The sequence below is a fragment of the Vibrio harveyi NBRC 15634 = ATCC 14126 = KCTC 12724 genome, assembly GCF_001591145.1.
In the GTDB taxonomy this organism is placed as follows: Bacteria; Pseudomonadota; Gammaproteobacteria; order Enterobacterales; family Vibrionaceae; genus Vibrio; species Vibrio harveyi.
This window is the reverse complement of the sequence record NZ_BCUF01000039.1, coordinates 1-12,506: the sequence shown is the minus strand read 5'-3', so window position 1 is coordinate 12,506 and position 12,506 is coordinate 1. Positions and strand designations below refer to the sequence as shown.

General features: G+C 44.5%; 11 protein-coding genes. 2 read left to right on the top strand and 9 right to left on the bottom strand.

Annotated elements, in window-relative coordinates; genetic code table 11:
- Positions 1 to 54 precede the first annotated feature (54 nt).
- From hemN to VHA02S_RS18290, 5 genes are all read right to left on the bottom strand, one after another.
- On the bottom strand, positions 55 to 1,446 hold the full coding sequence (gene hemN, locus VHA02S_RS18310; RefSeq protein ID WP_038897928.1) for an oxygen-independent coproporphyrinogen III oxidase: 1,392 nt from the start codon (positions 1,444 to 1,446) through the stop codon (positions 55 to 57).
- A gap of 185 nt (positions 1,447 to 1,631) precedes the next feature.
- The gene (locus tag VHA02S_RS18305) at positions 1,632 to 2,120 is read right to left on the bottom strand and encodes a DUF2489 domain-containing protein (RefSeq protein ID WP_009702678.1); all 489 of its coding nucleotides are present in this window, start codon (positions 2,118 to 2,120) and stop codon (positions 1,632 to 1,634) included.
- A 7-nt stretch (positions 2,121 to 2,127) separates the two neighbouring features.
- Positions 2,128 to 2,673: a Der GTPase-activating protein YihI gene (gene yihI / locus VHA02S_RS18300; protein WP_005448540.1), complete on the bottom strand. Its 546-nt coding sequence runs from the start codon at positions 2,671 to 2,673 to the stop codon at positions 2,128 to 2,130.
- Positions 2,673 to 3,311 carry a class I SAM-dependent methyltransferase gene (locus VHA02S_RS18295; protein WP_005448542.1) on the bottom strand — a complete coding sequence of 213 codons (639 nt, stop codon included), beginning with the start codon at positions 3,309 to 3,311 and terminating at the stop codon, positions 2,673 to 2,675. Before VHA02S_RS18295 ends, yihI begins: the two co-directional genes overlap by 1 nt.
- 743 nt (positions 3,312 to 4,054) lie before the next feature.
- A complete protein-coding gene (locus tag VHA02S_RS18290; RefSeq protein ID WP_005448544.1) occupies positions 4,055 to 4,672 on the bottom strand; it encodes a c-type cytochrome in 618 nt (205 codons plus the stop codon).
- Between the two features lie 159 nt (positions 4,673 to 4,831).
- On the opposite strand from VHA02S_RS18290, the gene yihA reads away from it, so the two are divergent.
- Positions 4,832 to 5,491: a ribosome biogenesis GTP-binding protein YihA/YsxC gene (yihA, locus tag VHA02S_RS18285; protein WP_009698995.1), complete on the top strand. Its 660-nt coding sequence runs from the start codon at positions 4,832 to 4,834 to the stop codon at positions 5,489 to 5,491.
- A 516-nt stretch (positions 5,492 to 6,007) separates the two neighbouring features.
- Here the strand turns inward: yihA and spfP are convergent.
- The 4 genes from spfP to hemB all read right to left on the bottom strand — a co-directional run bounded on the left by spfP (position 6,008) and on the right by hemB (position 11,269).
- Positions 6,008 to 6,055 carry a small protein SpfP gene (gene spfP, locus VHA02S_RS26585; RefSeq protein ID WP_438356636.1) on the bottom strand — a complete coding sequence of 16 codons (48 nt, stop codon included), beginning with the start codon at positions 6,053 to 6,055 and terminating at the stop codon, positions 6,008 to 6,010.
- Positions 6,056 to 6,248: 193 nt separating this feature from the next.
- Entirely contained in the window at positions 6,249 to 9,041 is a 2,793-nt protein-coding gene (gene polA / locus VHA02S_RS18280) for a DNA polymerase I (RefSeq protein ID WP_038897927.1), read from the bottom strand.
- Positions 9,042 to 9,647: 606 nt separating this feature from the next.
- A complete protein-coding gene (locus tag VHA02S_RS18275; RefSeq protein WP_017189946.1) occupies positions 9,648 to 10,082 on the bottom strand; it encodes a GNAT family N-acetyltransferase in 435 nt (144 codons plus the stop codon).
- Positions 10,083 to 10,207: 125 nt separating this feature from the next.
- Entirely contained in the window at positions 10,208 to 11,269 is a 1,062-nt protein-coding gene (hemB, locus tag VHA02S_RS18270; protein WP_005448548.1) for a porphobilinogen synthase, read from the bottom strand.
- A gap of 186 nt (positions 11,270 to 11,455) precedes the next feature.
- On the opposite strand from hemB, the gene VHA02S_RS18265 reads away from it, so the two are divergent.
- Positions 11,456 to 12,220, top strand: coding sequence for a TatD family hydrolase (locus VHA02S_RS18265; RefSeq protein ID WP_017189945.1), 765 nt, complete (start codon positions 11,456 to 11,458; stop codon positions 12,218 to 12,220).
- Positions 12,221 to 12,506 lie beyond the last annotated feature (286 nt).

The following is a 12,506-nucleotide window of genomic DNA, read 5'->3' as shown; positions in this document are numbered from 1 at the left end:
ATAAAAAAATGCCAGCATTTGCTGGCATTTTTTATATCTAGAATCGGCTAAAGATTAGATAACGCGCGAGAATTGCTGCTGACGCGCTTTCGCTCTTAGGTATTTATCGAAGCTCATGCAGATGTTACGGATCAACAGACGACCACGAAGCGTAACGCGAATTTCACGGTCATCCACTTCCACTAACTCGTCATTAATGAAGGTTTGTAGTAGCTCTAGGTCTTCTTTAAAGTATTGCTCAAACTTAACGCCAAATTCAGACTCAATCGACTTCTTATCCAGCTTGAAGTTACAGATAAGCTGTTTAATCACTTCACGGCGCAATAAGTCATCCGCATCCAGTGACACACCTTTCCACAGCGCGTGGCGAGATTCATTCACCTGTGCGTAATACTTCTTCAATTCTTTCTGGTTTTGCGCGTACGCATCACCAATCATTGAAATCGCCGAAACACCAAAGCCAACCAAGTCGCATTCACCTTGCGTGGTGTAGCCTTGGAAGTTGCGGTGTAAAATGCCTTCACGCTGAGCCACAGCAAGCTCATCATCCGGCATCGCAAAGTGGTCCATACCGATAAACTGGTAACCAGCACCTGTTAGCGTAGCGATGGTGTCTTGCAGAATCGCCATCTTCTCTTCCGCTTTTGGCAGATCTTCATCTTTAATCTTACGCTGCGCAGCAAACAGTTGTGGCATGTGCGCGTAGTTAAACACCGATAAACGACCCGGCTGCATTTCTAGCACTTGCTCTAGTGTCTTCGCAAAAGATGCCTTGGTTTGCTTCGGCAAGCCGTAAATCAAATCAAGGTTGGTTGAGCGGAAACCAAGTTCTTTTGCGCGAGCAACCATCGCAAAGATAAATGCTTCATCTTGCTCACGGTTCACGAGCTGTTGAACTTCTTTATTGAAATCCTGCACGCCAATGCTCAGACGGTTGAAGCCTTCACCACGCAAGTGATCCAGCATAGTGAGCTCGATTTCACGTGGGTCAACTTCAATACTGATTTCCGCATCCGCACTAAACGTAAACTCTTGGCGTAGCAAGTTCATCACACGCGTGATTTGCTTTTCAGATAGGAAAGTTGGTGTACCACCACCAAAGTGCAATTGAGTCACCTGGCGTTCACCCAATAGTGACGCGCGTTGACGAATCTCGTGCTCAAGTACATCCAAGTATTCGTCAGCCTTATGCGAATGGCGAGTAATGACTTTATTACAGCCACAGTAGTAGCAAAGCTTATGACAAAACGGAATGTGAACGTACAGAGATAGCGGACGATCTGGGTACTGAGTGCATGCCATATCGTAGTCCGAAATGGTAAACGCTTCATGAAACTCCAGTGCTGTCGGGTACGACGTGTAGCGCGGGCCAGAGTAGTTGTACTTATCCAATACCGCTTGATCCCAGACGATTTGCTGTTTCGATTCAGTGTGTTGATTCGACATGGTGGTACTTTCCGTTAAATGCTAGGGAGACGAAAGCCGTCGCCCGATATTCAGAAACCGTTATTTTGCCATACGACGATGACAACTACGGTAGTCGCTGTCGGCTTTTTAAGTATAAAACCAAAGAAGTGCTAGCGTGATCACGATACCCCCATTGGTTATAAGGAAACCATCGGGGGCACCAATTAGATCATCTGAATATTGATTTGGTTATTCAGTGGCTGAACGTCTTTTTGCAACACTTTGAGCTCTTCGATGATCGCGTCCGTTAAGCGCTGTTCAGCTTTGTGACGCGTCAGGTTCTGTTGCATACGTTCTTTTTTGGCAAGCTGCTGGCGCTCTTCGCCGCGCGCCATATCTTTCACGGTATGGTACAACTCAGAAATCGCAGGGTATGTGGCATCAAAATCGATACGGTCTTCACCTTGGACATAATCCATGATGTTGTAAACACGAATACTGATTTCCGACAAGTCACATTGCCCTTGGATGCCCGCCTGACACAAGGTATGCACGTTCTCAAAAATGTTGGCGTTACGCTTATCGATCGCCAATTTTTGATGCTTCAGCTGCAATTCCTTTTGCTTTTTCAATTGAAGCAGAAGGTAACCTGCATAAGAAGCCAGCGCGATAATAATCACTGCACCCGCAATCGCTAATAAGGTTACGTTCATGGATTACTTATCCTTTGTAGTCGTCGAAGTTGATATCGTCGAAGTCTGCAAGTAGATCGTCGTCGTTACGAGACCCTTTTACTGCTGGCGCAGTAAAGTCTTCGTCGTCTTCTTCCGGCTCTAGTAGACCTAGTTGATCCATTAGCTTCTCGATGCGATCTAGCTTCTCGTCTACATATTTCTGTAAACCAGTACCTAGGTTTTCGCCCGCTTCGATACGATCCAACAACACGTTCAATTGCGCATCGTTTTCTAGCATCTCTAGCTCTTGCTCAGCAGATAGACGACGCTCTTGTTTCGTTTGCTTCTTCGCCGGCTCAACAATCAGAGGAATTTTCTTCTTGCTGCCTAAGCGAGGATCGCGTTTTTGCGCTGCGGCTTGTTTCTTCTGCTCTTCCGCATCAGAGTTGCGGCTACCAGTCTTCAAGCCTTTACGCTTTTTCGCGCGCTTACGTAGACGACCTTCTACATCTGATTCTGTACGATTACGAGTTACTACAAACTCAGGTGCGCCAGAGGCACCTGGCTTTCTTGATTTCTTTTTACGGCTCATTACTGGGTCTTCCTCAGTAAAATTACATCATTACCAATAAATTCGAGTTCGAGCTTATCCCGCTCTGCTAGGAACTGGAACGTATCACGGCTAAAGAACACCACATGCGTTGGATCGTTCTTATAGTGCCATGTCCGAAAGGCTTCTACATCGATGACCATTTTCGTCATCAGGCCTATCCAGCCACCTGGCTTAACTAAATTCAACCATTGCTTCCACACCATATCTGGGTGGTAGAGATGTTCGATCACCTCTGTTGCTGTCATGAAATCGTACTGCTTTTCCAACACACAAGTATCTGGGTGATAGTAAAGATCGTACAACGCCATGTTGTGCCCCGCTTCTTCTAGCATTAAGGAAAGCGTAGGGCCCGGACCACAACCAAAGTCGATTCCGTTCGATTGTGGTGAAATTCGCTCTGCGATTGGGTCAGCAATTCGTGCCAAAAAACGGCGATATCCCATATCTTCAGGATTGTTCTCATGCAGATCATAGTGAGCTTTTTCAGTTTCCGCATCCAAACGTTGGTCTGGATTGACGAATACCAAACTGCACTGCTCACATTGAAGATACTCGCGTTGCTTATCTTCAAAAAAATGGTGAGTGCGCTGATTCTGGCATAAAGGACAGGTGTGCATGCTGACTTCCTCAAACAGGGATGCGAAACATACCAGAAAGTGGACTCAGATTGGAGTGTTACTGGATACTTTTTCAGCAGTTTTTGTTAAAAAAGTTTTTATCGGAATTGAAGGTATAAAAAAAGCGACAGTGAGACTGTCGCTTTCTGAATACCACCAATAGTGGCGAAACTGTGTTGCACTCATTTGGTGCACCAAGAATCCTTTTGTTTTTCGAGCTTTCCTTGCCAAAAAGTGTTGTTCTTCATCTTCCTGATGAGTTTTGGCTATCCGTTTACTTCCTGTCTACTGAGCTACTTCCTGAGCTTGATCCGTTTCGCTGTCTTAACCGTTAGACTAGATGACCATCCATATCTGATAGGCTCCTTGCCTACCTAAGTCCCTTTTCCGACTATCAAACGTCCTTCGTTTGCGTCCTTGGAGACCTTATATCCATGGTCTAAATTCCTGTCATTCACTCCTTGTGAACAGCCTCTACTTTACGGACTGGATAAAAACCGACAAGTCATTGAAAAAAATTATTGATAGGTTTTTTGGGTCAAAAATAAATAGTTCAATCTATCAATAACTTAAAGAAAAAGATGAGAAATAGTATCGAACAAGTATGGCAAATGTCTCACAAAGCACCGAGCTAACTATCACTTGTGAATGAAAATCCATATGTGATCAAGATCACTAACAAAAATGCCCCAGCAAAAAAGCTAGGGCATATTTGTATAACTGTGCTCGAACTATGTAGGGGTTTAGTGCAGACCGCCAACGTATTTCGACAGAACTTCGATGTCTTCGTCTGTCATTTTTTTCGCGATGTCACGCATCATGGCGTTCATATCGTTACCACGGTTACCATCACGGAACTTTTCTAGCTGAGCTTTGATGTAGTCAGAGTGCTGACCAGAAATTTTAGGGAAACCTGAAAGCTCAGTGCCGTTACCACGAGGGCCGTGACATGCGATACATGCGGTTAGACCGCGTTCTGCGTTACCAGCGGTGTAAAGTACTTTACCTTTGTCAACAACATCTTCTGGTGTTGAACTCTCTGAGATTGGTAGAGAGGCATAGTATGCAGATAGATCAGCGATGTCTTCATCGCTCAGTGGCATTGCCATACCACTCATCACAGGGTCGTAACGACCTTGCTTACCACCACTAGTCATACCTAGTTTTAGATCTTTTAACTGCTTCTCAAGATACTTAGCGTGTTGGCCTGCAAGTTTCGGGTACATTGCGATTGCACTGTTACCGTCCGCTCCGTGACAGGCGACACAAGTTTGTGATTTTGCTTTACCAGCTTCAATATTACCTTGGGCCCATACTGAGCAACTGGCTAAAAGACTCAAAATTAGCGCTAATTTCTTCATGACATTCCATTATAATTATCAAGCTTCCAGTACCACGGAATGTGAACATACCGCGTACACTCATGGTACAATAGGCGACCTTATGCCGAGCACGGTTATTTTACACAATTTCACAAAAAAGTAATCAATCGACTACACAAAGTCGAGATGGAGTTAACAGTGAGCGTAAAAATTCATTACCAAAACACGCATTTCATCACCAGCGCACCCGATATTCGTCACTTACCTGAGGACGAAGGTGTCGAAATTGCGTTTGCAGGACGCTCAAACGCTGGTAAATCGAGTGCACTTAACCGTCTTACTAACCAAAAAAGCTTAGCAAAGACATCAAAGACACCAGGTCGTACTCAATTGATCAACCTTTTCAAAGTGGAAGAAGGTTGTCACATTGTCGATTTGCCAGGATATGGCTTCGCTCAAGTACCGGTTGAGATGAAGAACAAATGGCAAAAATCATTAGGTGAATACCTACAGAAACGCGAGTGCCTAAAGGGCTTGGTGGTTCTGATGGACATCCGTCACCCAATGAAAGATCTCGACCAACAAATGATTTTCTGGGCAATCGACAGCCGCATCCCTGTTCAAGTTCTTCTGACTAAAGCAGACAAACTGAAAAGCGGTGCTCGCAAACAAACGCTACTGAAAATCCGCAAGCAAGTGGAAACATTTGGTGGTGACGTATCGGTTGACGTGTTCTCTTCACTGAAAGGTCTAGGTGTCGATCAGCTACGTGCCAAACTGGACACTTGGTTTGCACCAGCATTTGCACACTTGATTGAAGAAGACGAGCAAGGCGCTCCAGAGAGCGGCGAAGAATAATTAACAAAACTTGTTAAATTTTTTCGACACAGCCCTGCCTTTTGGTGGGGCTTTTGTTTATCTGTCATCTAAAAACGTGAATTTCAGGCAATAAAAATCCCCACCTTCCTGGCAGGGATAACGGGAGAGAAAAATTGGTAATTATTGTTATGTGGCGAAGCATTACTGAACTGAGATTCGATTTCAATAGGTTAAAAAGCAATCTTATTTCCTGCTCACCGACAAATATCCCCACCCAAACCATCCAATAGTCTTAACATTCAGATAGTTAAGTTAAACGAAGTATCAAAAAGACGTAACTTAGTTTCTTTCAAGAAAAAATAATAGTGTGACTGGCGTAAATTTACAGCATGAATAACGCAATAAATTTGAAGGAAAAATCGAGATTTTGCAGTGACTTAGAAAGGTCAAAAAAGAAGGTTTTTGAGGGTTTAGCTTAACTTACTGATCAAAAAGAAAATTTTTCTTTCGCCCAATAAAAAACGCCCCAGTCAAAAACTGACTGGGGCGGCTGAATCAGCCTAATCCAATAACGTGAAACAAAAGGTCTGAAAGATAGAACATCTTACCTCTGTACCCTACGAGAGATAATGTACAACAATTGGTCAGATTTGCAAAGAACTTTTGTAGTTTTTTTTCATGAAAGTTTTATTAAGCAACATTAAATCTCAGATCTGATTTGCTTTTTTAATGACACAAAAAAGCCAGCGTTTGTGCGCTGGCTCATACTAAATTGGCTAAATTGGCTTAAAAATGACTAGTGTGCTTGATCCCAGTTGTCACCGTGACCTGCTTCTGCCACTAGAGGCACTTTCAGCTCTGCTGCAGATTCCATCAAATTCTGTACTTTACTTTCAATTTCGGACAAAGACGACTCTTCAACTTCAAATACCAGTTCATCGTGTACTTGCATCAGAAGTTTCACTCGACCGTTGCCTTCTTCTTGAATCCACTGATCAACTAACAACATCGCTTTCTTGATGATGTCCGCAGCGGTACCTTGCATCGGTGCATTGATCGCTGCACGTTCTGCCGCCTTACGACGCATGCCGTTACGAGATTGAATTTCAGGAAGGTGTAGACGGCGACCAAAGATGGTCTCGACGAAGCCTTGCTCTGAAGCCGCACTGCGCGTGTCTTCCATGTACTGCATCACGCCTGGATAGCGCTCGAAGTACTTGTCCATGTACGCTTGTGCTTCACCACGAGGAATACCCAGTTGCTTCGCCAAACCAAATGCACTCATGCCGTAGATTAGACCGAAGTTAACCGCTTTCGCACGGCGACGTTGCTCACTTGAAACGTCTTCAATAGAAACGCCCATGATTTCTGCTGCCGTTGCTGCGTGGATATCTTTACCATCACGGAACGCATCAAGCAGTGCTTGGTCACCTGATAGGTGCGCCATAATACGTAATTCAATCTGAGAGTAGTCGACTGCCAGAATCTTATAACCTGTAGGTGCAACGAATGCCTGACGAATACGGCGACCTTCTTCATTACGAATTGGGATGTTCTGCAAGTTAGGATCGGTTGAAGATAGACGACCCGTTGCGGTCACCGCTTGGTGGTAAGAAGTATGCACACGACCTGTTGATGGGTTGATCATCTTAGGTAGTTTGTCGGTGTACGTTGATTTTAGCTTCGCCAGACCACGGTATTCCAAAATCAGTTTTGGTAGTGGGTAATCCAGAGCCAGCTCTTGCAGCACTTCTTCATTAGTAGAAGGTGTGCCTGATGGCGTCTTCTTGATAACTGGTAGACCCATTTTTTCAAACAGAAGTGCTTGCAGCTGCTTCGGTGAGTTCATATTGAACTCTTGCTCCGCAATTTCATAGGCTTTCTGCTCAAGCTCGTCCAGACGTGCAGCAATTTCTACAGATTGCGCGCTAAGCTTCATGTCATCAATCAATACACCAGTACGTTCAATGCGAGACAGCACAGGCACGAGAGGCATTTCGATTTCTTCGTATACGGTTTTTAGCTTTTCATCTTGCTCGATGTTAGCAAACAAACGGTTATGTAGACGAAGTGTCACGTCCGCATCTTCTGCAGCATATGGTGAAGCTTCATCCAGTTCGATTTGGTTGAAGGTCAGTTGGTTCTTACCTTTACCTGCGATTTGCTCGAATGAAATACAGCTGTGCTGTAGGAAACGCAGTGCCAAACTGTCCATATCATGTTTGCCACCTACGCTGTTGTAAACGTAAGACGCCAACATGGTGTCGTGCTTGATGCCTTTCATCTCGATACCGTAGCGAGCCAGCACAGACGCATCGTATTTTAGGTTTTGACCGACTTTCGCCTGAGCCTCATCTTCAAGAATCGGCTTAAGCTGTTCAAGTACCCAATCACGATCCAGCTGCTGAGGTGCATCTAGGTAGTCGTGAGCCACTGGTACATAAGCAGCAATGCCTTCATCAGTTGCAACTGACAAACCAACTAAGTTTGCCACCATGTAATCTAGGCTGTCAGTTTCGGTATCAAACGCAAATAATTCAGACGCTTTTAGTTTGTCTAACCAAGCATTAAATGAAGCTTCATCTAGGATGGTTTCGTACTGGCTACGGTCGATTTTTACTGCGGAGGTGTCCATATCTGCTTTAGATGAAGCAGAACCACCACGCGCAGCGCCGGTTGATTCATCCGCTTCTACTACACCTATGCCGCCTTCTAATAGCTCATTCAACCAAGACTTAAACGTCAACTGACCGTACAGTTTGATCAGTTCATCTGTGCTTGGTTCTGCTTTTAGCAATGATTCTGGCGTCTCCTCCAGCTCCACATCCAACTTGATGGTCGCTAGCTCGTAAGACAGCATTGCGTTGTCTTTGTTGTCGACTAGCTTCTTAGCCATGGTTTTTGAACCACGGAAGCCAAGCGCAGCGATATCGTCGAGGTTTTCATACAGCTTAGTCAGACCGCCAATGCCTTGTAGCAAAGCAGTAGCGGTTTTATCACCCACACCCGGAACACCAGGAATGTTATCAACTTTATCGCCCATCAACGCTAGGTAGTCGATGATCAATTCAGGTGGGATACCAAACTTCTCAACCACACCTTCACGATCCATCACAACGTTTGTCATGGTGTTGATCAACGTAACGTTGTCATCCACCAACTGCGCCATATCTTTATCGCCAGTACTAATCAAAACAGGCATGCCTTGTTGCGATGCTTGATAAGCCAGAGTACCAATCACGTCATCGGCTTCTACGCCTGGAATACAGATCAATGGCAGACCCATAGCGCGAATAACGTTGTGCAGAGGTTCAATCTGGCAACGAAGATCGTCCGGCATTGGTGGACGATTCGCTTTGTATTCCGGGTACATATCGTCGCGGAAGGTTTTACCCTTCGCATCGAAAACCACTGCAATACGATCAGAAGCAAACTGACGCATCATGCTGCGTAACATGTTGACTACACCGTAAACTGCGTTAGTTGGAATTTCACCGTTACTCATCGTGCCTGGGTAAGCGTGAAAAGCGCGATATAGATAAGAAGAACCGTCGATCAGAATCAACGGATTTTCAGGAATACTTGCCATAATTGTCTGTATCCAAATCAGTACTTAATAGATCTGCTTAGAATGCCATGACTGCTGATCCGAATCTATCTTGTTCGCTCGATCAAGGTCGCGGAAATTTTCCGATGTTATTCACGAAACTTGCACCTTCTTGTGGATAACTCTGTTTATAGAAATTATCCACTGGTTATCCAACGGAAATAAAACCAACAAAACACCAACGTAAGACATTGTTTTTAATAAAAATAAATACCAACAGGCGAGAAGATCAACGATCCTAAAATGATCATGACATGTGGAAAAGTTGCCAATAGAGGCGTCAATTAGAAATCTCAGAAAAGAAAAAAGCGACCCAATTGGGTCGCCTAGCAGAAGTGGTGAAGCTATTTCCATTTATATGGCAGCTTAACCAAGAAGCTATAAATTACACTGGAAGCAATGTGAGCAATGTCGTGTCAAAAAGAATTCGTGCAAGTTCTGGGGAAAATGTTTCATTACCTTCTCAACACTCAGTTAATTAGCAACTCAACGTCCTTGTGAACTTTCCTCATTCCCTAAGACAGGTTTAATAATAATGATTCTCATTTAACAGTCAACACCTAAATGAGAAAAAATCTCATTTATTTTTTATAGCGCCTTAATGAAGTGGACTCGAGACTCACGCAAGTTGTTTTTTTCTTCAAATTTTTCAATGATATAGTCGTTTCTTAGCAACAAACGAAGCATGGCAGGAAATTGGTTGCGTGATTTCACTTTTAACGTTTTGTAACCCTGCTCTGCGACCCATTCTTCTTGCGCTTCCAATAACATCTGTGCCACACCCTCATTGCGCGCTTCTGGCGCAACGCCACCAAACCAGCTGTAAAAGGTGTAATCATCTAACTCATAGCCGATTTTAAAGCCAAGGATAGCTCCTGCTTTCTCAGCGACTAAGATTAAGCTTTTTTTATCCCCAAGACGCTCCGCCATGGATTCAACCGTCTCACCACGTGCAAACTCAGTAACACGAGCCACCACTTGGATCGCTTCTTCCAGCGTGCCTTCACGAATCAGCATTGTCATTGTCTTACTCTCCAGAAATAAATATACCCAAGTAACTTCAAGCCGTGTGTATTCCGTCTTGAGGGTACTTGGGTATATTCAGACCGACAACAATTGTCGGTCTGGTTTTTCTCATTGAGCGATAATTACTCGTCTGTCGCTTCTTGAGTCTTTACTAGGTGCTCTGCAGCTTGTGCGTTTTCTTCCGCTAACCATTCTGCTACATCTTTCGCGAAGTAAGTCAGGATGCCATCCGCGCCTGCACGTTTGAAGCAAAGCAGAGATTCCATCACGGTCTCGCGCTCTTTTAGCCAACCATTCATGATGGCTGCTTTATGCATCGCGTACTCACCAGAAACTTGGTAAGCGAACGTTGGAACTTGAAGCTCAGTCTTAACACGACGAACCACATCAAGGTAAGGCATACCTGGCTTAACCATCACCATGTCTGCGCCTTCATTGATATCAAGAGCCACTTCATGTAGCGCTTCATCTGTGTTCGCAGGGTCCATTTGGTAGTTTTTCTTGTTGCCACCTTTTAGGTTCGCTGATGAACCAACTGCATCACGGAATGGACCGTAGTAGTTTGATGCGTATTTCGCAGAGTAAGCCATGATTTGAGTATGGATGTGACCCGCTTCTTCTAGTGCTTCACGGATTTTACCGATACGGCCATCCATCATGTCTGATGGTGCAACCACGTCTGCACCCGCTTCTGCGTGAGACAGCGCTTGTTTTACGAGAACTTCGGTTGTCTCATCATTCATCACGTAGCCATCTTCGTCGATGATGCCGTCTTGACCATGAGTAGTGAACGGGTCAAGTGCCACGTCTGTGATCACACCGATTTGAGGCACGTGCTCTTTTAATGCACGTACTGCGCGCTGAACCAAACCTTCAGGGTTGTAAGCTTCAGCAGCACATAAGCTTTTAGCGTCTTGGTTTACGACAGGGAAAAGCGCGATTGCTGGTACGCCTAGGTTTGCTAGGTATTGTGCTTCTTCTAGCATTAAATCAATCGACAAACGTTCTACACCCGGCATCGATTCAACACTTTCACGACGATCTTTACCCATCAGAATGAACATTGGGTAAATCAAATCGTTTACTGAAACTTGGTTTTCAGCCATCAAACGACGACTAAAATCGTGCTTACGCATACGACGCATACGGCGTGCAGGGAATGGACCTTGAATTGATACAGACACCACTTTCTCCTTGTCTGGAAGGTTACGATGATCAAATCATCTGGTGGCAAAATCATATCACTCTTGATACACCTTGCGAGCAGCAATATGGAAAAACGGCATGAAAAAAACCGAAAATGACCCCGCACTCACACTCAAGTATACTTCTCACTAATTCCATACACCGATAAACCATAGAGACCAACCATGATCGATACTCACGCTCATATTTACGCTAGCGAATTTGATAACGACCGCGACGAGGTAGTGAAGCGCGCTTTAGAACAAGGCATTGATAAAATTCTGCTGCCGAACATCGATCTTGAGTCTATTGAGCCGATGCTAAAAACCGAAGCGGCTTATCCTGAGGTTTGTCGTTCAATGATGGGGCTGCATCCATGTTACGTCGATGGCAATGTCGAGCAAACACTGGAAATCATCCGTGGCTGGTTTAAAAAGCATAACTTTATTGCAGTGGGTGAAATCGGTATTGATCTGTACTGGGATAAAACCTTCCGAGCAGAACAAGAGATGGCGTTTGTGACTCAGTTAAACTGGGCTAAAGAGATGGATTTGCCTGTCGTTATCCACACTCGTGATTCAATTGAAGAAACACTGACCTTACTTCGTCAAGAACAAGATGGTCGCTTGCGTGGTGTATTCCATTGTTTTGGTGGCAGCGTAGAAGAAGCACAGGCGATCAACGAGCTTGGGTTCCACTTAGGTCTGGGCGGAGTATCAACCTTCAAAAACGGCGGTATGGATAAGGTTATCCCGCATCTGGACATGAATTGGGTGATTCTAGAAACAGACTGCCCGTACCTTGCCCCTGTTCCACATCGTGGGAAACGTAACGAACCAGCTTACACTTCTTTAGTGGCGGCGCGCGTGGCAGAACTGCGCGGAGAAAGCCTTGAAGCGATTGATGCTCTGACGACCAAAAACGCAGAAGAGTTGTTTAGCCTGAAGTGATGTAAGTACTTACATAAACTAAAATCAAAAATTTCCTTATAATTCAATACATTAAACTTAAATATATAAGTAACATGCTATTGAGATATAAGCGCTTCTCTCCCTAAACTATTGCCCATATATTCAATGATATGGGCTGCTCATGAACACTTGCCAGCACGGTATTTACTTACAGCGTCAAAAACGCACCCTATTGCAAAAACTAATGGGCATCAAAGAGGTATACATCTGCTCAAGGTGCGGATACATCCGCAAAATTACATAGTCTTGGTATACCCAAGTAACC